The organism is Kitasatospora sp. NPDC056273 (assembly GCF_042268845.1).
Classification (GTDB): Bacteria; Actinomycetota; Actinomycetes; order Streptomycetales; family Streptomycetaceae; genus Kitasatospora.
This window is the reverse complement of the sequence record NZ_JBHJSJ010000007.1, coordinates 139038-162619: the sequence shown is the minus strand read 5'-3', so window position 1 is coordinate 162619 and position 23582 is coordinate 139038. Positions and strand designations below refer to the sequence as shown.

Annotated in this window: 22 protein-coding genes and 1 riboswitch; of the genes, 10 read left to right on the top strand and 12 right to left on the bottom strand. The window is 74.0% G+C overall.

Going from position 1 to position 23582, the window contains the following annotated elements; translation table 11 throughout:
• Positions 1–271: 271 nt before the first annotated feature.
• The 3 genes from ACFCY1_RS09350 (at position 272) to ACFCY1_RS09340 (ending at position 3731) form a co-directional block, all read left to right on the top strand.
• Positions 272–433, top strand: coding sequence for a hypothetical protein (locus ACFCY1_RS09350; RefSeq protein WP_181970556.1), 162 nt, complete (start codon positions 272–274; stop codon positions 431–433).
• A gap of 132 nt (positions 434–565) precedes the next feature.
• A complete protein-coding gene (locus ACFCY1_RS09345) occupies positions 566–1723 on the top strand; it encodes a cupin domain-containing protein (RefSeq protein WP_181970555.1) in 1158 nt (385 codons plus the stop codon).
• 226 nt (positions 1724–1949) lie between these two features.
• A complete protein-coding gene (locus tag ACFCY1_RS09340) occupies positions 1950–3731 on the top strand; it encodes an ABC transporter ATP-binding protein (protein ID WP_375874078.1) in 1782 nt (593 codons plus the stop codon).
• On the opposite strand, the gene ACFCY1_RS09335 is transcribed toward ACFCY1_RS09340, so the two are convergent.
• From ACFCY1_RS09335 to ACFCY1_RS09315, 5 genes are all read right to left on the bottom strand, one after another.
• A complete protein-coding gene (locus ACFCY1_RS09335) occupies positions 3728–5128 on the bottom strand; it encodes a hypothetical protein (RefSeq protein WP_375874077.1) in 1401 nt (466 codons plus the stop codon). The genes ACFCY1_RS09340 and ACFCY1_RS09335 overlap by 4 nt on opposite strands.
• An 82-nt stretch (positions 5129–5210) precedes the next feature.
• Positions 5211–5627, bottom strand: coding sequence for an NUDIX hydrolase (locus ACFCY1_RS09330; protein WP_375874076.1), 417 nt, complete (start codon positions 5625–5627; stop codon positions 5211–5213).
• Between the two features lie 117 nt (positions 5628–5744).
• Complete coding sequence (locus tag ACFCY1_RS09325) at positions 5745–6410, bottom strand: M15 family metallopeptidase (RefSeq protein WP_375874075.1); 666 nt, start codon at positions 6408–6410, stop codon at positions 5745–5747.
• A 27-nt stretch (positions 6411–6437) separates the two neighbouring features.
• A complete protein-coding gene (locus tag ACFCY1_RS09320; protein ID WP_375874074.1) occupies positions 6438–7556 on the bottom strand; it encodes an RICIN domain-containing protein in 1119 nt (372 codons plus the stop codon).
• A 106-nt stretch (positions 7557–7662) separates the two neighbouring features.
• Positions 7663–8976, bottom strand: coding sequence for an XRE family transcriptional regulator (locus tag ACFCY1_RS09315; RefSeq protein ID WP_375874073.1), 1314 nt, complete (start codon positions 8974–8976; stop codon positions 7663–7665).
• A gap of 345 nt (positions 8977–9321) precedes the next feature.
• On the opposite strand from ACFCY1_RS09315, the gene ACFCY1_RS09310 reads away from it, so the two are divergent.
• From ACFCY1_RS09310 to ACFCY1_RS09295, 4 genes are all read left to right on the top strand, one after another.
• Positions 9322–9474 carry a hypothetical protein gene (locus ACFCY1_RS09310; protein WP_375874072.1) on the top strand — a complete coding sequence of 51 codons (153 nt, stop codon included), beginning with the start codon at positions 9322–9324 and terminating at the stop codon, positions 9472–9474.
• 13 nt (positions 9475–9487) lie between these two features.
• The gene (locus ACFCY1_RS09305; protein WP_375874071.1) at positions 9488–10576 is read left to right on the top strand and encodes a methyltransferase domain-containing protein; all 1089 of its coding nucleotides are present in this window, start codon (positions 9488–9490) and stop codon (positions 10574–10576) included.
• A 98-nt stretch (positions 10577–10674) separates the two neighbouring features.
• Positions 10675–11214 carry a hypothetical protein gene (locus ACFCY1_RS09300; RefSeq protein WP_375874070.1) on the top strand — a complete coding sequence of 180 codons (540 nt, stop codon included), beginning with the start codon at positions 10675–10677 and terminating at the stop codon, positions 11212–11214.
• A gap of 240 nt (positions 11215–11454) precedes the next feature.
• Positions 11455–12261 (top strand): helix-turn-helix domain-containing protein, encoded by an 807-nt coding sequence (locus ACFCY1_RS09295; protein ID WP_375874069.1) that lies wholly within the window; start codon positions 11455–11457, stop codon positions 12259–12261.
• Here the strand turns inward: ACFCY1_RS09295 and ACFCY1_RS09290 are convergent.
• From ACFCY1_RS09290 to ACFCY1_RS09265, 6 genes are all read right to left on the bottom strand, one after another.
• Positions 12258–13094, bottom strand: coding sequence for an ECF transporter S component (locus tag ACFCY1_RS09290; protein WP_074000827.1), 837 nt, complete (start codon positions 13092–13094; stop codon positions 12258–12260). The genes ACFCY1_RS09295 and ACFCY1_RS09290 overlap by 4 nt on opposite strands.
• Complete coding sequence (locus ACFCY1_RS09285; RefSeq protein WP_375874068.1) at positions 13091–14695, bottom strand: ABC transporter ATP-binding protein; 1605 nt, start codon at positions 14693–14695, stop codon at positions 13091–13093. The genes ACFCY1_RS09290 and ACFCY1_RS09285 overlap by 4 nt, the downstream gene beginning before the upstream one ends.
• Positions 14692–15807: a CbiQ family ECF transporter T component gene (locus ACFCY1_RS09280; RefSeq protein ID WP_375874112.1), complete on the bottom strand. Its 1116-nt coding sequence runs from the start codon at positions 15805–15807 to the stop codon at positions 14692–14694. Before ACFCY1_RS09280 ends, ACFCY1_RS09285 begins: the two co-directional genes overlap by 4 nt.
• Before the next feature lie 16 nt (positions 15808–15823).
• Positions 15824–16642: an SCO2322 family protein gene (locus ACFCY1_RS09275; protein ID WP_375874067.1), complete on the bottom strand. Its 819-nt coding sequence runs from the start codon at positions 16640–16642 to the stop codon at positions 15824–15826.
• On the bottom strand, positions 16642–17919 hold the full coding sequence (locus ACFCY1_RS09270) for a prenyltransferase/squalene oxidase repeat-containing protein (protein ID WP_375874066.1): 1278 nt from the start codon (positions 17917–17919) through the stop codon (positions 16642–16644). The genes ACFCY1_RS09275 and ACFCY1_RS09270 overlap by 1 nt, the downstream gene beginning before the upstream one ends.
• Positions 17920–18025: 106 nt before the next feature.
• Positions 18026–18109, bottom strand: a riboswitch (cobalamin riboswitch).
• Between the two features lie 113 nt (positions 18110–18222).
• Complete coding sequence (locus ACFCY1_RS09265) at positions 18223–18843, bottom strand: TetR family transcriptional regulator (protein ID WP_049660100.1); 621 nt, start codon at positions 18841–18843, stop codon at positions 18223–18225.
• Between the two features lie 232 nt (positions 18844–19075).
• Between ACFCY1_RS09265 and ACFCY1_RS09260 the strand changes: the two genes are divergently transcribed.
• From ACFCY1_RS09260 to ACFCY1_RS09250, 3 genes are all read left to right on the top strand, one after another.
• Positions 19076–20386, top strand: coding sequence for a glycosyltransferase family 4 protein (locus ACFCY1_RS09260; protein ID WP_375874065.1), 1311 nt, complete (start codon positions 19076–19078; stop codon positions 20384–20386).
• 149 nt (positions 20387–20535) lie between these two features.
• Positions 20536–21279 carry a class I SAM-dependent methyltransferase gene (locus ACFCY1_RS09255; RefSeq protein WP_049660417.1) on the top strand — a complete coding sequence of 248 codons (744 nt, stop codon included), beginning with the start codon at positions 20536–20538 and terminating at the stop codon, positions 21277–21279.
• Positions 21276–22337 carry a prenyltransferase gene (locus ACFCY1_RS09250; RefSeq protein ID WP_234348709.1) on the top strand — a complete coding sequence of 354 codons (1062 nt, stop codon included), beginning with the start codon at positions 21276–21278 and terminating at the stop codon, positions 22335–22337. Before ACFCY1_RS09255 ends, ACFCY1_RS09250 begins: the two co-directional genes overlap by 4 nt.
• A gap of 184 nt (positions 22338–22521) precedes the next feature.
• Here ACFCY1_RS09250 and ACFCY1_RS09245 read toward each other — a convergent pair whose 3' ends face one another.
• Positions 22522–23433, bottom strand: coding sequence for a hypothetical protein (locus ACFCY1_RS09245; RefSeq protein WP_074000831.1), 912 nt, complete (start codon positions 23431–23433; stop codon positions 22522–22524).
• Between the last annotated feature and the right edge of the window lie 149 nt (positions 23434–23582).

The following is a 23582-nucleotide window of genomic DNA, read 5'->3' as shown; positions in this document are numbered from 1 at the left end:
ACCGGCAGACCGGCGGACCGGCACCTTTCGGTGGAAGTCTGCCGCCGAGTCTGCCGGACAGACCTCCTGGCCACACCACCACCGCTGCGAAAGACTTCGAGCGAACGGTCGGCAGGCGGAGAATCCGGGCTCTGAACCGTTTCTCCAGAGGACGGGTCATGTGCGGGGGGAATCACCCCGTGCATTTCCGTGGCATGCGTGCATGCATCCCGGACCGCCCGCGCCGGACGTTCACCGCACGTAATTCCTACCAACAGAAGGAGGGTTACCGATGTCGACATCGCTGAACCCGGCGGACATCACCGTCGTTCGTCCGATCGCCGCCAACATCGCCCTGCACGACCCGGACCGGGGCGCCAACGACGACGACGACTACAACGACATGGGTACGTGGGACTCGCACCCGTGGGGCGAGCACGACGACCGCGACTGATCCAGGTCCGGCCGGTCCGACCGTAGTTCGAAAATCCGTGAGGTGACTCGCCCGATGACGACTCTTGCGGATCAGGGAAAGGCTGCGCCCGGCGCGCAGCCTTTTTCTGATCTCTCCGATCTGATCCACCCCGTGCCCGTCGAGGAATTCCTGCGGGACTACTGGGAGAAGAAACCGCTGTTCATCCGGCGGGACGATCCGACGCACTACACGCAGCTGCCGACCCTCGACGAGGTGGACAGCATCCTGTCCACGTCCAGGGCGACCCTCGAGGGCATCCGGCTGGTGATCGACGGCAAGGAGACGCCGGTCTCCACACTGGGCGTGAGCTTCGGCTGGAACGGGATCGCGAACTCCCTGGAGGCGCTCTACGAGCGGTACCGCAACGGTTCGACGATCGTGCTCAACGCCCTCGAAGGCCGCTGGGAGCCGCTGGCGCGGCTGACCGCGCGGCTGGGCGTCGAGACGAACTGCCGGTTCCAGGCGAACCTCTACCTCACGCCCGCCGGCAACCAGGGGTTCACACCCCACTACGACACCCACGACGTCTTCATCGCCCAGGTGCACGGAACCAAGAGCTGGAAGCTGCACGGGGCCCCTTACCCGCTGCCGCTGCGCACCCAGCCCTTCGACCGCTCCGGGACCCTGCCCGACGGGCCGGTGGAGGAACTCGAGCTGCGCCCGGGCGACCTCCTCTACCTGCCGCGCGGCACCATCCACTCGGCCACCTCCAACGAGACCGCTTCGGCCCACGTGACGATCGGCGTCCACCCGGTCATCTGGTCCGAGATGATGGCCGATGCGGTCCGCCAGGTCTTCGAGGACGACGTCCGCTTCCGCGAGGGGCTCCCGCTCGCCTTCGCCGCGGGTGACGAGCTGCCACAGCAGGCGGAGAAGCGTTTCGCCGAACTGGTGGACGTGCTGCACGAGCGGCTGTCCGCCAAGGCCATGGTCGACAACTCGCTCAAGCGCGCCGCCTCCCTCAGCCTCCCGCAGCTGCGCCACCACCTCCTGGACCTGGAGCAGGCGGCCGAGGTCGACGCCGGTACCCGGGTGTCCCGCCGTCCGGGGACGCAGTGGAACCTGACGGTGGCCGAGGGCCAGGTGTGCCTGGACTTCAACAACAAGACCGTCCAGTTCCCCGCGCACGTGGCGGACGAGGTCCGGTACGTCGCCGAGCACGCCGGTGGCGGTCTGACCGCGGACGACGTCCGCGGGAACCTCGACCTGCCCGGCCGCCTGGTCCTGGTCCGGACCCTGCTGAGGGAAGGCTTCCTCACGCTGGCCTGAGCGCCGGCCTGAGCGCCGGTCTGAGCGCAGGCCCGAACGCAGGCCCGAACGCGGGTCTGAAAGTCGGCCTGAGCGACGGGCCGAGCGCAGGCCCCAACCGCCACCCCCTGGGGGCGGCGGAACGTCCGACGTCCGTCCCGTCCGGCTCCGGCCCCGGACGGGACACGTCACCACAGCCCGGGCTCGCCGGAAGAGCCCTGTGACGGCACCGAGGAGATCACCCCCGTTGGACGCGAACGAGACCCCCGAGGCGCCCGTCCCCGACGTGTCGCTGCGGCGGGTGGCCCGACTCTTCCGGCCCTACCGCGGCCGGATGCTGCTGGTCTGCACCCTGATCCTGGGCTCCTCCCTGGTGGCCCTCGCGCCGCCCTTCCTCCTGCGGCAGATCCTCGACACGGCGCTGCCGCAGGGCAGGACGGGCCTGCTCACCGCCCTGGCGGCCGCGATGCTCGGCCTGGTCCTGCTCTCCACCGCGGTCGGGGTCCTGCAGTCGTACCTGTCACTGACGGTCAGCCAGTCCGTGATGGACGACCTCCGCAACGCCGTCTACACCCACCTCCAGCGGATGTCGCTGGCCTTCTTCACGCGCACCCGCAACGGCGAGGTGCAGTCCCGGATCGCCAACGACATCGGCGGCATGGGGTCGAGTGTCACCAACATCGTCACCGGCGTCGTCGGCAATGTGACCACCCTGGTGGCCAGCCTGGTCGCCATGCTGCTGCTGGACTGGCGGCTGACGGTGGTGTCCCTGCTGATCCTCCCGCTGTGCGTCTGGATCAGCCGCAAGGTCGGGCAGGAACGCCGGGCGCTCGTCCTCGAACGGCAGCAGCAACTGGCCACGATGGCAACCCTCGTGGAGGAGTCGCTGTCGGTCAACGGCTTCCTCCTCGGCCGGGTGATGGGGCGCACCGCGACGCTGAACAACGAGTTCGCCGGACAGTCCCGGACGCTCGCGGACCTGACCGTCAGGTCCGCCCTGTCGGGGCGGTGGCGGCAGTCCGTCGTGCAGGTGATCATGGCGATCATGCCGATCGCCATCTACTGGAGCGCCGGCCTCACCGGCGACCAGGGGCGGCCCGCGCTGTCCGTCGGCACCCTGGTGGCCTTCACGACCCTCCAGCAGGGCCTGTTCGGACCGACCGTCTCACTCCTGCAGGTCGGCATCAACCTGCAGAGCTCCTTCGCCCTGTTCGAGCGGGTCTTCGAGTACCTCGACCTGCCGGTCGAGGTCGCCGAACCGCCGCGACCCGTCACGGCGGCGTCCGTCCGCGGCCACATCCGCTTCCAGGGCGTCGACTTCTCCTACGGCGACGAGCGGATCCTCCACGGCATCGACGTCGACCTGCCGCCCGGCGGCCGGCTCGCCGTGGTCGGCGCGACCGGCGCGGGGAAGACCACGCTCGGCTATCTCGTGCCCCGGCTCTACGACGTCACCGCCGGCAGCGTCACGATCGACGGGGTCGACGTCCGGGACTTCGGCTTCTCCGACCTCGCCGACCAGGTCTGTGTCGTCTCCCAGGACACCCACCTCTTCCACACGACCATCACCGACAACCTGCGCTTCGCCAAGGTCGGAGCCTCGGACGAGGAGATCGTGGCGGCCGCCAAGGCCGCCCAGATCCACGACCTCATCGTCAGCCTGCCCGAGGGCTACGACACCATCGTCGGAGAGCGCGGCTACCGCTTCTCCGGCGGCGAGAAGCAGCGGCTGGCCATCGCCCGGGCGATGCTGCGGAACCCGCCGGTCCTCATCCTCGACGAGGCCACGAGCGCCCTGGACACCCATACCGAACGCGCGGTCCAGGACGCCCTCGACACCTTGTCCGCGGGCCGGACGACCATCACCATCGCCCACCGCCTGTCGACCATCCGGGCCGCCGACGAGATCGTCGTCCTGGACCGCGGACGGATCGTCGAACGCGGCACCCACACCGAACTGTTGGCCCGGGACGGGCGGTACGCCCACCTGCTCCGGGTGGGCGACACGCTCGCCGCCGCCGGCGGTTAGCGCCCTTCTGGGGCCTCCGGCCGGACGGCGAGGGTGTGGGCCTCGTGGAGGGTGGCGGTCGCTTCGGCGTGGGCGCCGTGGACGAGTTGGGCCATGGCGAGGTCGGTGAGTGCCCGGACGAGGCGGTGGGTGTCGTCGGCGGGGCCGGTCGCGTGGAGGCGGCGTTCGATCCGGACGCTCCGCCGTAGCCGGGGGAGCGTGAGGTGGGCGTAGTAGGTGGGGTGGTCTCCGCGGACCGCCCGGCGCAGGTCGAGCCGCCGGGTGAGGGTGCCGAGGGCGGCGAGCAGGGCGCGGTCCTCCGGCAGGGGTAGGGGGTCGTCGGGGTGCTCGGACGGGTCGTCCTCGTCGGGCAGGTGGTCGGTGGGCTCGGGCCTGCCGGTGATGGCTTCGACGGCCCGCGCGAGGGTGGCCAGGCCGTCCTCGAAGGACTCGCGCAGGCTGAAGGACCAGTGGTGGAGGCTCAGGCCCAGCACCGGTTGGAGGGGTCGGCCCGGGTCGACGCCGAGTGCGAGCGGGTCCGGGGCGTCGGCCGCGGCCTGTTCGTCCCGTACGCCGGAGCGGGCGAACAGGGCGCTCCGCAGGCTCTCGTTGAAGCCGAAGTTGCCGGCGTCGCCGCGGGCGGGCAGGAGTTCGCAGGAGCGGGCGGCGTCCGCGAGCAGCCGGTGGGACTGTTCGGCGCGGCCCAGATCGGCGAACCACAGGGCGGCGCCGGCCGTCCGCAGGGCCGGGACGGGGCTGCGGGCCGGTTCCGTGCGGCCCTCGCGCAGCCGGGCGAGGGCCTCGTGTTCGACGGCCACGGCCTCCTCGGTGCGGTCCGCGAGGCGGAGCAGCACGGTGAGGTCGAGCAGCCGCCACGCCAGGTCGCTCCCGCCGGGCTCGGTCACCGCCCGGGAGCGGTCGGCCACCGTGCGGGCGGCGTCCACAGCCTCGTCGAACCGTCCTGCCTCGGCGAGGCCGTGGGCGAGGTCGGCGTGCAGGACGGCGGCCTGGCCGAGGCCTTCCACCGGCTGGTCCGCTTCGGCGCGCCGGGCCAGGTCGGCCGCCTCCCGCCGGGCGGCGAGGGCGGGGCCGTCGGCGTGCGCCAGGGAGAGTTGCAGGGCGAGGGAGGCCAGCGCGCGGGCGGCGGCGGACAGGTGTTCGGTGCCGCCGTCGGCGACCAGGGCGCGGTAGATGCGGGCGGACTCCTCCAGGAGCGAGACGGCGTCCTCGGGCCGGGGCTCGGGCCGGCCGTAGGCCCGGCCCCGCAGTGCCTCGGCCAGCGCGGGCAGGCCCGAGGCGGGGTCGGTGCGGGCCTGGACCCGGAGCCGGGCGACCGTCTCGTCGGTGACGGGTTCCCGCCCCGACCGGCGTGCTCGCGGTGCGGCGGGGTCGGACGGGGCTCCGTGCGCGGGTGTCACGCGTTTCCTTCCGGGGCGGGGGAGGGGGGTCTCCCGTCCGAACGTCCTTCCGGCGGGGAGGAGTTCCGGAGACCGCGTGCCCCTACTCGGCGAGCGCGCCGTCCAGGTACTCCCGCACCGGCGGGAACAGCGGGAACGGCACGTACTCGGCCAGCTCGGCGCGGGTCGCCCACACCACCCGGTCCAGCTCGTCGGAGTCCACCACGGTGGCGGTGCCGCCGACCACCTCGCAGGCCGTGTACGCCATCCGCCGCCCGTTCTGCGGATGCTCCCGCTCGCCGAGCAGCCGGGCGGCGGCGACGCGCAGGCCGGTCTCCTCGGCGGTCTCGCGCACGGCCGCCGCCCCGGCGGACTCGCCCGGCTCGACCTCCCCGGCCGGGAACTGCCAGGACAGTTCGCCCTCGGCGACCCGCCGCCGCACCATCAGCACCCGGCCGTCCTCGACGACGATCGCGACGGAGACGGCGGGGGGTGCGTGCTCGGGGTTCTGCTCGGTCATCGCTCTGCTCCTCGGGTCAGGACGGCGTCGGTGTCGACGCCATCCTGACCCGGGGCCGCGGGCGCGGCCGACAGCAGGCAGCGGGCCGCGTGTCGTGTCGGCTGTGCGCAGTGTCGGCTACCGGTGCGCCGGTCCGTAGAGCGCCGACGGCGCACCGGTGGCCAGTGCCCAGTAGCGGTCCCCGTACGACCAGTGCCACCACTCGGTGGGGTAGTTGACGAGCCCGGCGCCGGTCAGGACGATGCCGAGCAGTCGCCGGTTGGCGCGGGCCTGGGCACCGATGTTGTCGGCGTGGGTGTAGCAGGCCCCGGCGCTCTCCTCCGGGTTGGCGTTGACCCTGGTGCCGAGGTCGAGTTCACGGCCGTCGCTGTCGACCAGGGTGAGGTCGACGGCGGCCCCGGCACTGTGCGGTGCGATCTCCGGCGGGGAGACGTAGCGGCTGGCCGACGACCTGATCCGGTCGTCCGGCCAGTCGGGGTTCGCGGCCCGCAACTCGGCGGCGTACTCGTCGAAGTAGCGGCTCTGGAGGGCCGGCGGCCGGTAGCCCTCGACGAACAGCAGCCGCAGGCCGTCCGGCAGGGCGGCTTGCGCGTCGAGCAGCCGGTCGAGCACGCCCGCCCGCAGCTGCGCGAAGGCCCCGGTGCCGTCCTGCTTGCGCCCGTCGACGGGCAGCCCGCCGCCGCTCCGTACGTCCGACAGCCGTACGTCCGACAGCCGCTCGCCGCAGTCTTGGACGGGGACCGCGGCGACCTTCGGGTCGGACATGAGGATGATCTCGCTCAACACGCCTCCTGGGTCTCGGGTCCGGGGTCAGCTCTTCGCGTCGTCGGCCCAGGTGATGTATTCCTGGTCGACGAAGTAGCGGCCGTCGAAGCAGAGGAAGACCTTGGACGTGGTGTCGTTGTCCGCGATCCAGGTCTTGTTCCACTGCACGACGGTGCCGGCGCCGTCGCGCTTGGGGAAGTAGAGGCCCTCGCGGCGTTCGGGCTGGTTGTAGAAACCGTGTCCGTTGGGCAGCCGGTGTGGTGTCCGGACGAGGGAGCCGCTGTAGTCGTCGAAGAGCGCGGCGGGGAAGTTGGTGCGGGCGACGAGCTTCGGCGGGACGTAGTGGACGTCGACCTCGCCGGAGTCCACGTAGCGGGCGGGTTCCCCCGGCAGCCGGTGGAAGGCCCTGCGCACGGCGCCCGCCGTGTCGTAGCTGTCGGTGAAGGTCACGAGACTTCCCTCCCGCCCCTCCTGGTACCAGTCGCCCTGGGAGTACTGGTCGAAGTCGAAGGCCCCGATGCGGGTGCCCGGGGTGAGGAGCTCGCCGGGGACCTCCCGGAAGCTGGTCTCGTCGTAGATCTGCTCGATGGTCCGCACGCGCTTCTCGAAGCGGCGGGCCGGCGCCCGGACCCGTCCCGTCCCCACCGGCAGGTCGGTGGCCTTCGGCGCCGGGGCGGGTGCGGGCTCCGGTGCCGGGAGGGGCGCGGGCGCCCAGGCGGTGCAGTTCAGGTCCTGGGCCCCGGCGCCCTTCTCCAGGATCAGGGGCCCGCCCGGCCGTTCGGCCGCCGGTTCGGCCAGGCCGAGGAGGCAGTTGGAGGAGTCGTGGAGGGCCATCAGCCGGCCGGTGTCGCGCTGGACGAAGGCCCGCCAGGCCTGCCGCCAGTACGAGGAGTCGCTGCCGGTGTCGGAGAACTTGGGCCGCAGGGTGACCTTGGCGCCCCGGCTCGATTCCTCGGCGGTCAGGTAGAGGCCGGTGGCCACGTGGCGGATCCGGTGGTTGAGCACCCGGAACCGCTCGGCCACCCACTGCTCGCCGTCGCCACCGGTCTCGGGCCCGAGCACCACCGGGGTGCCCTCCGGGCTTCCCGGCGCGGCTCCCGCCACCAGGCCGGGAATGCGGTGGAGGCGTAGGACGAACGTCTCGGTGGGCCAGTCGACCAGCATCGTGGACACCTTTCGGCATGGGGATATGACAGAACGTCAAGACCATGATCGCTTGATCGGACGGATCGGCGCCAGGGCGTGCGGGGACGAAGGAACGGGCCGGTGGTCAGCAGGCCCGCAGGCGCTCCAGGAACTCCGGGACGCCGTCGACCCGGCGGTACGGCTCGAAGGCCGGTGCGAGCTCGCGGACCAGGGCGACGCAGCGGGGCGCGCCGATCCGGGTGGCCAGGTCGAGCGACTCGCCGGTGACGGACACGGCCTGCTCGACCTCCTTGGCCTCCAGGTAGCCCCGGGCCTGGTACGTCAGGAAGACGCCGCGCGTCTTGTCCCTGGCGCGGGGCAGCAGCGCCATCCCCTCCGCGATCCGGGCCCGGGCCTCGTCCGGCCGGCCGAGGTCCAGGAGGCACTGGCCGGAGTCCACGGCCAGGTCGGCGGGGCTCATCCACGCGCACCACCCGGGTGCGGGGTCGGCGGCGTCGACGGCGAGGGCGGACTCGGCGTCGGACAGGTCCCGGTAGCAGGCGGCGCGGTCGCCGAGCGCCGCGTGGGCCCTGGCGCGGCGGAGGAGGAGCAGCGAGCGGGCGGTCGGGTGCGAGACGCCGGACAGGGCGTGCCCGAGCTGGTTGACGGAGACCCCCGCCTCGCCGAGCCAGGTGGCCTGGTAGGCGAAGTCGGACAGCACCCCGGCGCCGTGGTCGCGGTCGCCCGCGGCGTTCGCGGACTGCAGCGCGGCCTCCCACAGCTTTCCGGCCGCCCAGTGCCGGCCCTGGTCGAAGCGGTACCAGCCGCAGGTGGTGGCGAGCGAGGCGGCCAGCCGGTGGAGGCGTCGACCGGTCGCCTCGCCGTAGCGGCCCTCCTCGATCAGCTCCGTGACGGTGGCCAGGTGGGCGTCCATCAGGCGGACGGTGTGCTGGCGCTGCTCGGTGGGCAGGGCCGTCAGCTTCCTGCTCGTGTCCTCCAGCCAGTCCACGAGTTCGCCGTCCACGTGCTTGCCGTCCAAGGCCGAGGCGAGGCGCCCGGGCTCGGCCGTGGCCCACTGGGCGGCCAGGCCGCCCAGCGAGATCGCGCTGAAGGTCATGAAGCTGCGGCGGTCCATGGCGGCTCTCTGGGCGTCGTGGAGTGCTCGGACGGTGTGGGCGGCGCCCAGGGGCAGCGGCTCGTCCCGCCCGGGCAGCCAGTACGGCCAGCCGTACGCCTCCAACTCCGACAGCGGGACGTCGAAGGCCTCGGCGATGAGGAGCTGGGAGTCGGTGTTCGGCGTCTTGCGCCAGTGCTCCCACCGGCTGACGGCCGCCTTGTCGGCGCCGGAGCGGAGCCCGTGACGCCGGGCGGCCTTGTTCAGCTCCGCGACGAGGTCGCCCTGCGACCAGTGACGCAGTTCGCGCGCGTAGGCGAGGGGATGCCGGATCGGGTCGTCCACGGGGTCAATCCCATCATCGACAGTGACCGCGAGCCTACCGCCGGTGAGGGCGGGACAACCCCGGGACCACAGGCAATGGCTTTCCGGTGAGGGCGAGTTGGGCTGTACTCGACTCGCACCGACCGAGTTCCGTTGCGAAGCGAAAGGGGACGGTCGATGAAACGTCGTGCTGCGGTCATCTCGAGAGGAGCACCGCCATGTCCCGGCCCGAGCCGAAACCGCCCCCGTCGAAGCCGGCGGGCCCGCGCACGCCCCGGCCGCCGGACCGGTAGGCCGGCGACCACGATCTCCAGCACCACGATCTCCAGCACCACGATCTCCACCACTTCGAGAGGAACAGGGCACATGGGCAAGCACAGCGGAGGGCCCGGCAGCGACGGGCCCGGTACGGCGGGCGGAGGCAAGGGCGGCAGTCACTCCGGGAAGCCGGACACGGCGTCCCAGGACGGCAAGCGGGACGCGCCGCCCACCAACCTGCCCAAGCCGTCGAAGCCTTGAGGGGGATGACCGCGTGAAGTGGGACGCGCTCACCGACGCGCTCCGGGAGTCCGGAGTGCTGTCGGTCGACTGGGAGCCGGTGTTCCGGGCGGTGCCCCGACGCCTGTTCGTCCCGGACCGGGTCCACCACGGGGGTGAGTGGCTCGACCGGGCGGAACGGCCGGGCGAGTGGGGGGAGTTGGTCGCCTCGGACGTCCCGCTCGTGACCCGGCTGGATGAGGACGGCCGCACGCCGGCCTCGTCCAGTTCGATGCCCACCGTCGTGGCCCGGATGCTCTGGCACCTCCGGGTCGCCGACGGCATGCGGGTGCTGGACATCGGCACCGGTGCGGGGTGGACGGCCGCGTTGCTGGCGCGCCGGCTCGGGGTGGAGAACGTGACCACCGTGGAGCTGGATCCTGAACTGTCCGGTGCCGCGCGGCGGTGCCTGGCGGCGAACGGCCTGCCGGTCACGGCCGTTGTCGGCGACGGCATGCTCGGCCATCCGGCGGGCGCGCCGTACGACCGGATCCATGTCACCGCGGCCGTGCAACGCGTCCCCGGGGCGCTGATCGAGCAGACGGTGCCCGGCGGCGTGATCGTCGTCCCGTACGGCACGGCGTTCTGCAACGGGGGGTTGCTGAGGCTCACCGTCGCCGACGACGGCCGGTCCGCGAGCGGGCCGTTCGTCGAGGATGTGGCGTTCATGTGGGTGCGGGACCAGCGCCCCGGGAGCGGCGAGTTCGAGGTCGAGGACGTCCGGCACGGCCCGTCCGCCCTCGACCCCGCCGCTGTGGCCGAGCGCACCGACGCCGCTTTCGCGATCGGACTGCGGCTGCCGGGCCTGTTCCGGCGGGAGGTCTGGGCGGGCTACGACCGTTTCGGTACCGGCCGGTTCGAGGTGTGGGATGGGGTCTCGTACGCCCACTGCCGCCTCGCCGACCGGGACGGGAAGCACGCCGTCTCGCAGTCCGGCCCCCGCGACCTGTGGGACGAGGTGACCGCCGCCCATGCCTGGTGGCAGCGCCAGGGCGAGCCCGGCCTCGACCGGTTCGGCCTGACCGTCACCGTTGCGGGCGAGCACCGGGTGTGGCTGGACGAGCCGGATCGCGTCGTCGGGTGAGGGGAGACGGCCCCACTGGCCTTCTGGCCGCGTCGCCGACCCGGCGGCGCGGCCAGGATCATTGTCTGTGGGACGGACCGTGCGGCAAAGGAGAGACCGTGTTGGGACTGCTGGGCTTCTACGACGAGTTGGACGAACGCTCCGGCTCACCGAACGGGTCGATACTCGACGCCGTCCGGCCGGTGGGGGAGCCGGATGAGGCGGACCTGGTGGCCTACCTGGACGCGGGCCATGTCCTCATCGACGTCATGGAGGGCGGCCGCGACGTCATCACCGGCAGCGTGCACCGGCATTCCTCGGGATGCTCCTCCCCGATGACCGACGGTGTGTGGTTGTGGCGTCTGGACTTCCCGCACTACCTGGAGACGCACCACGTGGCGCTCCCCGGGGCCTTCATGGAGCACGTCCGCAGCCTGGACTACCGGATGCCCGCCGTCTCCGTCGCTCGGTTCGCTTCGCACTACGACGAGACGATGCCCCTGATCGGTTGGGCTTCGGCCGTTCCCTGGCGGTCGGCCGCGACCGTGCTCGTACCCGAGCCGCGAGTGGTGATGAGCAAGGTCCGGTTCGACGCGGAAATGTCGGCCGGGGGCCGGGAACGGCCGTACGGCAAGCGGCGCAAGGCGAGGAAGGCGTAGGCGTCACCAGGGGAAGAGCCCCTGCGTGCCCGGGGCTTGTGTGCTTGGTGGGGGCGCTGGGGGGCGTGCGCTCGCGCCGCACGAAAGGGTGATGTGGGTGGGGGTTTGACGAGGTGTTACGGCGTTGCGGTGAAGATTGTGGTGTCGGGTGCTCGGAGAAGCACCCGGTGCATGGGCACAAGTAACCCCGGCGGTGCTCCAACACCCCGGGGTTTGGCACCAGGAGAGAAGAACTCCACGATGCAGATTCACCGTATCCCAAAGCACGTTCCCGGGTACACGATCCTGGACAACGGGCATGTCGTCCGCAAGCACTCGCTGTCGTGGGCCGCGCGGGGGCTGTTGAGCTACCTGCTCAGCCTGCCGGACGGGGCGCGCGAAGACGTCCGTACGCTGGCCGCCAAGAGCGTGGAGGGTCGGACGAGCGTGGCGCGGGCGCTCAGGGAGTTGGAGGCGGCTGGGCACTACGTCCGGCGCACCCAGCGGGACCCGCTGACCGGGCAGGTGCGGACGGTCGTCTCGGTGCACGAGGTGCCGGTGACGACGGGCAAGGCGGTGCACACGGTGCCGCCGCTTCCCGTGCCCCCGGCCGCCGGTGGTCCAGCTCCAGGTGGGCCAGGCGCCGGGAAGGCGGGAAGCCCTTCCAAGGAACGGGAAACCAAGGACGTGGAAGAACCTTCCGTCCGTCCCCCGGAGAAGTTGACGGCGGGCATGGCGCTGCTGCTCGAACTCGGGTGCCGGGAGCCGAAGATGGCCCTGGCGGGGAAGCCGCTCGGTGATCAGGCCGCGAGGGTGGAGCGGCTGCTGGCACAGGGCTGGTCCCGGAGCGCCTTGCTGGGCATCCTGGCGGCGCCGCTGCCGGAGAAGGTCACCCACAGCGTGGGGGCGGTCCTGGCGGGGCGGTTGGCGAGGGTGCCCGCTGTCCCCGAAGCGGCGGGAGGTACAGGGCCCCGCCGGCACGAGTGCCCCGGCCGGGGCGGGATGTGCGGGCGGCCCGTGGCCGGGCCCGGGCAGGTGTGCGGGGCGTGCCGGGCGGGCGGGGTTTAGCGCTCCGGCGGGCGGAAGGTGACCGGGGCGTCGAAGGCGGCGCGGCGGGTGGTGCGGCGCAGGGCGCGCAGGACGGGGGTGCCGAGGGTGAGGCAGAGCACCACGGTGAGTGCGGCGCGCGGCAGGTCCCAGCCCAGTGACGTGGTCAGGCAGTAGGCGGCAAAGCGGACCAGGTTGGCGGGCAGCGGGTCGCCGGGGACGAAGGAGATGGAGCCGGCCAGGCCGCCGATGTACGGCCAGCCCTGGAGGTTCATGATCGTGCCGTACAGCAGGGACGCGATGGCGCCATAGGACGCCAGCACCACGAGTTCGCGGCGGCCGCGCAGCGAGGAGGCCCCCGGGAGCAGGCCCGCACCCAGGCAGACCCAGCCCATCGCCAGCATCTGGAACGGCAGCCACGGCCCGACCCCGCCGGTGAGCAGCGCGGAGGCGAACATCGACAGCGAGCCGAGGACGAAGCCGAAGCCCGGGCCGAGCACCCGCCCGGACAGCACCATCAGGAAGAACATCGGCTCCAGCCCCGCCGTGCCCGCGCCGAGGGGGCGCAGCGCCGCGCCGGCGGCGGCCAGGACGCCCAGCAGGGCCACGGACTTGGCGTCCAGGCCGGGGGCGCCGCCGCCCGCCGAGCGGCCCTCGGAGATCTGGGCGATGACGACGGCGAGGAGGAGGGGGAGCAGCAGGGCGAACAGCCACGGCGCGTCGGTGGAGTGGCCGACCAGCGCCGACTTGGTGGAGGCGAGCAGCGGCCAGCCGAAGGCGGCGACGCCGACGAAGGAGACCGACAGCAGCGCCGCGACGGACCGGCGTCCCAGCGGGACGGGACGAGTGCTCATGCGTCCAGCGCCTCTGCGACCTGCCGCACGGTGAGCCACGGCCCGGGGGCGAGCACCTTGGCGACCTGCGGGGCGAAGGCGGGGGAGGAGACCACGACCTCCGCCGTCGGGCCGTCCGCGACGATCTCGCCCTCGGCGAGGATCACCGTGCGGTGGGCGAGTTCGGCGGCCAGCTCGACGTCGTGGGTGGCGAGGAGCACGGCGTGGCCCTCGGCCGCCAGGTCGCGCAGGATCTCCACCAGCCGGGCCTTGGCGGCGTAGTCGAGGCCGCGGGTCGGCTCGTCGAGGAGCAGCAGCGGGGGCCGGGCGGTGAGCACGACGGCGAGGGCGAGGGTGAGCCGCTGGCCCTCGGAGAGGTCGCGCGGGTGGGTGTCGTCGTCGATGCCGGGCAGCAGGCGCTCGACCAGGGCGCGGCAGGTGCCGGCGGCGGCTCCGGCGTCGGTGTCGGCCGCGGCGCACTCGGCGGCGACCGATTCGCCGTACAGCAGGTCGCGCGGGTCCTGCGGGACGAGGCCGACCTCGCGGATCAGTTCGGCGGGGCGGGTGCGGTGCGGGGTGCGGCCGCCGACCCTGACGCTGCCGGAGGAGGGGGCGTGCAGGCCGACCAGGCTGCCCAGCAGGGTGGACTTGCCGGCGCCGTTGCGGCCCATCAGGGCGGTGATCTCGCCGGGGTGGAGGGAGAGGTCCACGCCGCGCAGGGCCGGGACGGGGCCGCGCCGGACGGCGAGACGGTCGGTGACGGCGAGGGGGGCGGCGCCGGCACGGCGGTCGGCGGGAGCGGGCGTCCGGCCGTCCAGTCGGGCGCGCAGCGGCGCGGCCTTGCGGCGCGCGTCGCGGACCGAGAGCGGCAGCGGCCGCCAGCCCGCGAGCCGGCCGAGGCCGACCACCGGCGGGTGCACCGGGGAGTGCGCCATCACCTCGGCGGGCTCGCCGAGGACGGGCGGGGCGTCGGGGGTGAGCAGCAGCACCTGGTCGGCGTACTGGACGACCCGCTCCAGCCGGTGCTCGGCCATCAGTACGGTGGTGCCGAGGTCGTGCACCAGCCGCTGGAGGACGGACAGCACCTCCTCGGCCGCGCCCGGGTCGAGCGCCGAGGTGGGCTCGTCCAGGACCAGCACGCGCGGGTGCACGGTGAGCACCGAGCCGATCGCGACGCGCTGCTGCTGGCCGCCGGAGAGGGAGTTCAGCGCGCGGTCGCGCAGGTCGGCGAGGCCGAGCAGGTCGAGGGTCTCCTCGACCCGGCGGCGCATCACGTCGCCCGGCAGGCCCAGGGACTCCATGCCGTAGGCGAGTTCGTCCTCCACGGTGTCGGTGACGAAGTGCGCCAGCGGGTCCTGCCCCACCGTGCCGACGAGGTCGGCGAGTTCGCGCGGACGGTGCTCGCGGGTGTCCCGGCCGCCGACGGTGACCCGGCCGTGCAGCACCCCGCCGGTGAAGTGCGGCACCAGGCCGCTGACCGTCCCCAGCAGGGTGGACTTGCCGGAGCCGGACGGGCCCACCAGCAGGCAGAGTTCGCCCTCGGGGACGGTGAGGTCGACGCCGTTCAGGGCGGGTGCGGCCGAGTCCGCGTACCGGACGGAGACCTGCTCGAAGGTGATCACGATGCCCTCCGGGGCGGGGTCGGGGCGGCGAACGCCGGTACCAGGCCGAGCAGCACGGTCAGCACGGCGGCCAGTGGCAGCGCGGGGACGGTCGGCGGGACGACGGTGGGGGCGAAGGCGGCCGGGTCCCGCGCGGCCAGGTAGGTGGTGAGGGCCGCCACGGCCGCCCCGGAACCGGCCGTCAGCCACTCGGGGACGGCCCAAGGGTCGGGCCGGTAGCGGCTTCTGACGGACCGTCGGCCGCCGAGCAGCAGGCCGGCGAAGGCGGCGGCCAGGCCGAGCAGCAGGACGGGCAGCGCCCAGCCCGCGCCACCGGCCGTCAGCAGCCCGTACGCGGCCAGGCAGACCCCGAGCAGTCCGGCCAGGGTGAGCGCGGCCGTCGCCCGGGCGAGCCGGCGCGGGACGTCGGCGGTGCGGCCGAACCCCCGGGTGTCCATGGCGGCGGCCAGTGCGATGGACCGCTCCAACGCGCCCTCCAGCACCGGGAGTCCGACGCTCAGCACGGCCGCGACGCCCTTGTCGGAGCGGCCCCGCAGACGCCGCGCGGCACGCAGTCGGCGGACGTCCGCGATCAGGTTCGGCGCGAAGGTCATCGCCACCACGACGGCGACGCCCGCCTCGTAGAGCGCGCCGGGCAGGGCGCGCAGCAGCCGGGCCGGGCTGGCCAGCGAGTTGGCGGCGCCGACGCAGACCAGCAGGGTGGCCAGCCGCAGCCCGTCGTACAGCGCCGCGAGCAGCCCCTCGACGGTGACCCGGCCGCCGATCCGCACGCCCTGCGCCCAGACGGGCAGCGGGAGTTCGGGCAGCGTGAACAGCACATGGGTGCCCGGGACCGGCGAGCCGAGGAAGACCGCGAAGACCAGTCGGATGCCGAGCACCAGCAGGCCCAGCCGCAGGAACGCCCCGTACGAGCGCGACCACGGCGCATCGCCGCGCCGGGCCGCGACCACGTACCCGGCGACGGCGACGAGTAGCAGCAGGATCGCCGGGTTGGTGGTGCGGGTGGCTGCCGCGCCCAGCCCCAGCGCCCACAACCACCAGGCCCCGGGGTGCAGTTGACGGGGGCCGGTGGGCGGCCGGGTGGTACGGACGGCGGTGCTGCTCACGGTGATTCCTGGGTGGGGGACGTTAGGGGTGACGGCGGCGGCGCGCCTGCCAGACGGCGCCACCGGCGAGGACGGCCACCAGCGCGCCACCGGCGATCAGGCCGACGTCCGGGCCGCTGCCGGTGCTCTGGTCGGCGGATCCGGCGGCCGGCTGGGCGGCACCGGCCGCGCCGACCTGGTCGCCGCAGCCCGCCTTCGGGTACCCGGCGATGGCGCACAGCAGCCCGTTGGTGTCGTAGCGCAGCGGCGGGGCGACGGTGGCCAGCACCTCGGCCGAGGTGGCGCGGGGCGCGACGGTGGCGCACGCCGTGCGCTGCTCGGGCACCGAGGCGGCGGACGAGCCGGAGGTGGACGAGCCGGAGACGGACGAACCGGAAGCGGACGAGCCGGAGGCGGACGAACCGGCGGCGGAGCCGGCGTCCTCGGCGGTGCCGAAGTCCAGCACGACGGCCACCCGCTTGCGGCCCTCCTGCGCGGGCGTGTCCGCGCAGATGTCGGCGAAGCTCCCGGCCGTCCGGGGCTTCGCGGCGTCCTGCCCGCCGTCCGGGCTCAGCGCGAACCGCCAGCCGTCCACGGCCCCGTCCGGCGGCACCGCGACGGAGGGCCCCTGCTGCTGGTACGTCCAGCTGCCGCCCTCGGCGCCGCGCCAGAACGACCAGTACCGGTACCCGGCGGCCTGCGCCGGAGCGGCGGAGGCGAGCAGCAGCACCGCCCCGAGGAGGGGGAGGAGCAGCGCGGCGAGCGCGGTGCGGCGGCGGGCGCGGGCGCCGTCACCCGGCAGGCCGTCACCCGGCAGGCCGGGGCCCGGCCCGCCGGGAGCGGCGTGGGAGGCGGGACGCATCAGAGGTGGGTGTTGCGCTTGCGCTGGAGGCTGAGGAGGAGGCCGCCGCCGACGCCGATGAGCAGGCCGACGCCGATCAGCCAGTACTGGCCGATGCCGCCGTCCTTCTTCTTCGCCGGGGCGGTCGCCGTCGCCGTGGCGGAGGCGTCGGTGGCCTTGGGTGCCGGGCCGAGGGCGGTGAGCTGGCCGGTCAGGGCGGCGGTGTCGCGGTGGGCGGCCTGGGCGACCAGCAGGAGGGTGGCGGTGGCGCCGGCGTCGGTGCCGCCCTTGGTCCAGGTGGCGCCCTCCTTGCCGAGCCAGTCGACGGCGCCGGCGGCCTGCTGGGGGTGGCCGCTCTGGCTGAGGGCGAGGGCGGCCCAGGCGGTGGCGGTGTAGTCGGGGGTGGGGGCGGCGCCCGGGGTGGTGAGGGTGAGGTGGTCGCCGCCGGCCGCGAGCTGGGCGGTGAGGTAGGCGCCGACGGCCTCGCCGGACTCCGCGTGCGAAACCGGGGCCGAGGAGGCCGAGGAGCCCTGGGCGGCCGGGGCGGCCGGGGCGTCGGCGCAGGCCAGGGCCTTGGGCGCGGCGTCGGCGTGCACCGTGCCGGCGACCGGCAGGTGGCCGCCGCTCGCGGCGAGCGCGGCCTGGGCGCTGGCCAGGGCGTTCGGGGTGAGGGCGCCGCCGGCCGGGTCGGTCTGGTAGGCGAAGGCGCCGCGCTGGTCGGCGGGGGCGGTGCAGCCGAGCTGGAAGAGGGCGAGCCCGTCGAAGGCGGACCTGCCGGCCTTGGCGACGCCCGCCGGGTCGGTCTTGGCAGCGAACAGCGCGTTGACGGCGAGGCCGGTGGAGTCGGCGTCGCCGGGGCTGCCCGGGTTGTACGCCCAGCTGCCGTCGGCGTTCTGGTTGGCCTTGAGCCAGCCGACGCCCTTGTCGACGGCCTCCTGGTGCCCGCCGAGGGCGACCAGGGCCTGGACGGCGACGGCGGTGGCGTTGCTGTCCTCGGTCTTGGGGTCGCAGGCCGCGCCGGCGGCCCGGTACGAGGGCCAGCCGCCGTCCTCGCACTGCTGCCCGGTGAGCCAGCCGACGGCCGAGTCGGCCGGGGTGACCTTGGCCGCCGTCAGCGCGGTGAGCGCCAGCGACTGCCGCCAGACGCCGTCGTACGTCGGGTCGCTCTTGCCGTACAGCCCGTCGGGGACGGCGGCGGGGGTCGGCGCGGGGCTGTCGGCGAGGGCCGGTCCTGCGGCGAGGCCGGTGAGCAGCGCGGCGGACAGGGCGGCGGCGCCCAGGCGGGCGGCGGTCAGCATGGTGCGGGTGTGCCTTTCGGTGAGCGGTGGTGGCCCGGGCGGGGCCGTTCCGTAGTCCTCGACGGTGCCGGGCGCGTGCGTCCGGACTGGCCGCTCGCCCCTCCCCGGGTGCTCCGACTCGTCCGGGCGGCCGATGGCGGCGCCGGTCTCACGGCTGCGGGGTCAGCGCCGGATTCGCACCGGCTTTCCCCGGGGGAGGAGCGGGATGGAGTTGTGCCGACTGTCGACTCTAGCCGCCGGAGCACGCCGCCCGCCCCGGCGCGGCCAGGAACAGGTTCCAGTCAGTGGGGAGAGGAGGGCGGCTCACGGCAGGGCGAGCAGCCGGGCCGCGGTGTGCAGGTCGGCCCGGACCTCGGCGATCGAGGCGCGCCCGGAGAGCCAGGCGACCAGTGCCGAGTGCCAGGTGTGCTCGATCACCCGCACCGCCGCGCGCTGGCTCTCGGTGGGCGGTCCGGACTGGCCGATCGCGTCCAGGATGAGCTGCCCGGTGGCCGTGCTGACCTGGTCCACCTCGGCTCCCACCGAGCGGTCCGCGAAGGACAGCGCCCGGACCATCGCCTCGGCCAGCAGCGGTTCGCGCTGCAGCGCGTGGAAGGCCCGGGTGAGGGCGTCGGCGACCCGCGGCGCCGGTTCGCGGTCGGTCGGCGGGTGCCGCCGGATGTGCTCCTGGAGGCCCTGGAGCTGCTCCAGCATCACCGCCACCAGCAGGTGGACCTTGGACGGGAAGTACCGGTAGAGCGTGCCGAGGGCGACCTGGGCGCCCTCCGCGACCTCCCGCATCTGCACCGCCTCGTACCCGCCCCGCACCGCCAGCGCGGTGGCGGCCCGCAGGATGCGCCGGCGCCGTTCGGCCTGGCGCGCGGTCAGCGGCGGCTCGCCCGGGGGCGAGAGCTGCGGAGAGGTGGAAGGAGGGGGTGGCGGCAAGGGTGCTCCCGGGCGGGCGAGAGTGGCGGCGTGCTCCACATGGTCGGCAGGATCCGGCGTGGCGGGAATCACCAGCCCTGGCTCCTGAGGGAAAGCTACGGGCCGGTATCTTCGAGGTCTCTCATTGTTCACGTGGTCGACGACGAGTTCCCCAGCCACTGAAACCTGATCTACTTTAGCGACCGGAAGCACGACCGGCAGCACCGTAAGCAGCTAGAGAAGAGGGCCCAGGATGACCGCGCAGCCGCTGCGGATTGCCCTGCTGTCGTACCGAGGGGACCCCTTCTGCGGCGGTCAGGGCGTGTACGTACGGCACCTCTCCCGGGAGCTGGCCAGGCTCGGCCACCACGTGGACGTGATCGGCGCCCAGCCCTTCCCGGTGCTCGACGAGGTCGACGGCCCCGGCTCGGTGCGCCTGGTCGAGCTGCCCAGCCTGGACCTCTACCGCGCCGACGACCCGTTCCGCACCCCGGCCCGCGACGAGTTCCGCGGCCCGGTGGACGTGCTGGAGTTCGCCACCATGCGCACCGGCGGCTTCCCCGAGCCGCTCACCTTCTCGCTGCGCGCCCGCCGCTACCTGGCCGCCCACAAGGGCCGCTACGACGTGGTGCACGACAACCAGACCCTCGGCTACGGCCTGCTCGGCCTGGCCCGGCACGGCTTCCCGCTGGTCACCACGATCCACCACCCGATCACCGTGGACCGGCAGCTGGAGCTGGACGCCGCCACCACCCGCGGCAAGCGGCTCTCGCTGCGCCGCTGGTACGCCTTCACCCGGATGCAGCGGAGGGTCGCCGCCCGGCTGGACCACGTGATCACCGTCTCCGGCACCTCGCAGCGCGAGATCGCCGAGCACCTGGGCGTCGCGCCCGGCGCGATCTCGGTGGTGCCGATCGGCGCCGACACCCGGCTCTGGTCGCCCTCGGCGGAGATCGAGCGCGTCCCCGGCCGGATCGTCACCACCTCCAGCGCGGACGTCCCGCTGAAGGGCCTGGTCTTCCTGGTCGAGGCGCTCGCCAAGGTCCGCACCGAGCGGGACGCCCACCTGGTGGTGGTCGGCAAGCCGCAGAAGGAGGACGGGCCGGTGGCCGAGGCGGTGCGCCGCTTCGGGCTGGCCGGGCACATCGAGTTCCGCAGCGGGCTGACCGACCAGGAGCTGGTCGACCTCTACCGCTCGGCCGAGGTGGCCTGCGTCCCCTCGCTGTACGAGGGCTTCTCGCTGCCCGCCGCCGAGGCGATGGCCACCGGCACCCCGCTGGTCGCGACCACCGGCGGGGCGATCCCCGAGGTGGCCGGGCCGGACGGGGAGTCCTGCCTGGCGGTGCCGCCGGGGGAGGCGGACGCGCTGGCCGCCGCGCTCGGCCGGCTGCTGGACGACCAGGAGCTGCGGGCCGGGCTCGGCGCGGCCGGGCGGGAGCGGGTGCTGGCCCGGTTCACCTGGGAGCGGGCCGCCGAGCTGACCGCCGAGGCCTACCGCGCGGCGCTCGCCACCGGCGTCGGCGCCCGGGCCCGCTCGGGTCCGGGCTGGCGGTACGTGGCCTAGCCGCCCGCCCGCGGCAGGTCGGTGACGGCCGGTCGGCGGAGGCGGAGCGGTGGCGGCAGGGCGAGCCTGCCCGACGAAGCGTGACGTGCCGGGAGTGGCGTGACGAAGCGTCAAGAACGCTTGGTAGCAATAGGAATGGGAGTCCTGCAGTGCTGACCGTCGATTTCTCGCGCTTCCCGCTCGCCCCCGGCGACCGGGTGCTCGACCTGGGCTGCGGCGGGGGCCGGCACGCGTTCGAGTGCTACCGCCGTGGCGCCAACGTGATCGCCCTCGACCAGAACACCGAGGAGATCGCCGAGGTCAGGAAGTGGTTCGCGGCGATGGAGCAGGCCGGTGAGGCCCCCGAGGGCGCGTCGGCGGTCGCGATGGAGGGCAACGCGCTGGCGCTGCCGTTCGAGGACGAGTACTTCGACAAGATCATCATCTCCGAGGTGATGGAGCACATCCCGGACGACAAGGGCGTGCTCAACGAGATGTTCCGGGTCCTCAAGCCGGGCGGCCTGCTCGCCGTCACCGTGCCCCGCTGGCTCCCGGAGAAGATCTGCTGGGCGCTGTCCGACGAGTACCACGCCAACGAGGGCGGCCACATCCGGATCTACCGGGGCGACGAGCTGCTCGAGAAGCTCAAGGACGCCGGCCTGGAGCCGTACGGCACCCACCACGCGCACGCGCTGCACTCCCCGTACTGGTGGATCAAGTGCGCGGTCGGCGTCGACAACGACAAGGCGCTGCCGGTCAAGGCCTACCACCAGCTGCTGGTCTGGGACATCGTCGGCACCCCGGTGATCAGCAGCCTCACCAGGGCCGCCGAGCGGGCCCTCAACCCGGTGATCGGCAAGAGCTTCGTCGCGTACGCCTCCAAGCCCAACCGCGCGCCGGGCGGGACGGCGTGACGGCCGCCGTCCCCGAGGTGCTGCTGCTCGACGGGGTGCTCGACGCCGAGCAGGCCGCCGACACCGTGCGCAGCATCCTGGCCGAGCAGCGCCCCGACGGCGCCATACCCTGGTTCGCCGGCCACCACCTCGACCCCTGGGACCACACCGAGGCGGCGATGGCCCTCGACACGGCCGGCGAGCACGCCGCCGCCGAGGCCGCCTACCGCTGGCTCGCCGCCGCCCAGAACCCGGACGGCTCCTGGTACGCCGCGTACACCGACGGCGCGGTCACCGACCGGGCCAAGGAGAGCAACTTCTGCGCGTACATCGCGGTCGGGGTCTGGCACCACCACCTCAGCACCGGCGACGACGCGTTCCTGGAGTGGATCTGGCCGGTCGTCCGGCGCGCCCTGGACTTCATCGTCGGGCTGCGGCTGCCCGGCGGCCCGATCGCCTGGCGGGTCGACGGGGACGGCACCGCCACCGACGAGGCGCTGCTCACCGGCTCGTCCAGCATCCTGCACGCGCTGCGCTGCGGCCTGGCCGTCGCCGAGTACCTGGAGGAGCCGCAGCCCGACTGGGAGCTCGCGGCCGGCCGGCTGGGGCACGCCGTCTCCCACCACCCCGAGCGGTTCCTGGACAAGGGCCGCTACTCGATGGACTGGTACTACCCGGTGCTCGGCACCGGCCTGCGCGGCGAGGCGGCGGTGGCCCGGATCGAGCGGGACTGGGAGCGCTTCGTCGTCCCCGGCCTCGGCGTGCGCTGCGTCAGCGACCGCCCGTGGGTGACCGGCGGCGAGAGCGCCGAGCTGGCGCTCGCGCTCTGGGCCATCGGCCAGTCCGACCGCGCGGTGGACATCCTGCGCTGGATCCAGAAGCACCTGCGGCACGAGGACGGCTCGTACTGGACCGGGTACGTCTTCGAGGACGACGCGATCTGGCCGGAGGAGCGCACCACCTGGACGGCCGGGGCGCTGCTGCTCGCGGTCGCCGCGCTCGGCGGGGACCCGGCGACGGTCGCGGTCTTCGGCGGGGAGCAGCTGCCGGCCGGGCTGGTGGTCGCGGACTGCTGCTGAGCCCGGCGCACGCGTGCGGGACGGGGCGCGCGCGGGACGGGCGTACGCGGAGCGGACGTCCGTGCGGAACGGGCACACAGGGCGCACCGGGCGCGGACACGGCGCGGACACGCGGAAGGGGCGGGACCGGAGAACCGGTCCCGCCCCTTCGCGGTGTGCGTCCGCGGGCGTGAGCCGTGCTGTCTCAGCCGCGCTGGATGCCCGTGGTGTCGGCCAGCACGCCCTGGCTGCCGTCCGGCAGCTGCGCGACCAGCGCGGCGCCGCGCTGCTCGACGGCCAGGTACCAGGTGCCCGGTACGACCTCGCCGACCGGGGCGCCGGCCGGGTTGTCCTTCGGGGCCAGCTGGCGCGGGGCCGGGACGGCGAACCAGAACGGCTGGAAGTCCGCCGCCGGGGCGGGCGCCTGCTGCGCGGCCGGGACCGGCTGCGGGGCCGGGGCGCCGGCGTCGTGCGGCTGGGCGGCCTGGACCGGCTGGCCGGGCTGCGGCTGGCCGGCGCCCGGGTAGCCGTAGCCGCCCTGGCCGCCGAACGCCGGGTCGTGGCCCTGGGCCGGGTAGCCGTACTGGCCGGGCTGGCCGGGGGCACCCGGCTGACCGGGCTGGCCCGGGTAGCCGTACTGGCCGGGGACGGCCGCCGGGCGGTCGGCGGCCAGCGGGGCCTTCAGTGCGGGCACCAGGGGGCCCGCGGCGGCCGCGCCGGCCAGCGCGAGCAGCGCGATGAAGCCGAGCCAGGCGCCGAAGCCGTGGCTGACGACGGAGCTGGAGGTGCCGCCGCCGAGCGCCCAGACCGAGGTCCACAGCGCCGCGACGGAGAGGGCGATGCCCCACTGGTCCAGCCGCAGGCCGAGCACCTGGCGGTTGGCCGCGGCCGCACCCTGGAAGCGCTGCACCAGGATCAGCACCGCGGCGGCGATGCCGAGGAGGTAGATCGACGGCAGGATGGGGAACAGGTCCGTGCTCCACGCGTTCTGCGACGGCGGGCAGTACCGGCTGTTGCCGCAGTCCACGGTCCAGTAAGGCAGGAAGGAGGCGATGAAGAGCAGGACGGCCGCGCCTGCGACGGCGGCGTCTCCCCTGGTGAGAGCGCGCAGATTCACTAACGTTCCCCTCGTTGACGTGTCGTGGACGGTGGTTCGCGCGGTCGGGCCGACCGGCCGAAACTCCCGAACGGACCAGAAGCCTAGGCCCAACCGTCCTGCCGGTGCACGGCGGGACCGGGAATGGGGTGAAGTCGTTGCAAACCGTG

Bases quoted from the DNA above. Each gene is read 5' to 3' on its own strand.
- ACFCY1_RS09350 (WP_181970556.1), top strand. From the start codon at position 272: ATGTCGACATCGCTGAACCCGGCGGACATCACCGTCGTTCGTCCGATC.
- ACFCY1_RS09330 (WP_375874076.1), bottom strand. From the start codon at position 5,627: ATGACCGAGCAGAACCCCGAGCACGCACCCCCCGCCGTCTCCGTCGCG.
- ACFCY1_RS09320 (WP_375874074.1), bottom strand. From the start codon at position 7,556: ATGCTGGTCGACTGGCCCACCGAGACGTTCGTCCTACGCCTCCACCGC.
- ACFCY1_RS09310 (WP_375874072.1), top strand. From the start codon at position 9,322: ATGGGCAAGCACAGCGGAGGGCCCGGCAGCGACGGGCCCGGTACGGCG.
- ACFCY1_RS09295 (WP_375874069.1), top strand. From the start codon at position 11,455: ATGCAGATTCACCGTATCCCAAAGCACGTTCCCGGGTACACGATCCTG.
- ACFCY1_RS09290 (WP_074000827.1), bottom strand. From the start codon at position 13,094: ATGAGCACTCGTCCCGTCCCGCTGGGACGCCGGTCCGTCGCGGCGCTG.
- ACFCY1_RS09275 (WP_375874067.1), bottom strand. From the start codon at position 16,642: ATGCGTCCCGCCTCCCACGCCGCTCCCGGCGGGCCGGGCCCCGGCCTG.
- ACFCY1_RS09270 (WP_375874066.1), bottom strand. From the start codon at position 17,919: ATGCTGACCGCCGCCCGCCTGGGCGCCGCCGCCCTGTCCGCCGCGCTG.
- ACFCY1_RS09260 (WP_375874065.1), top strand. From the start codon at position 19,076: ATGACCGCGCAGCCGCTGCGGATTGCCCTGCTGTCGTACCGAGGGGAC.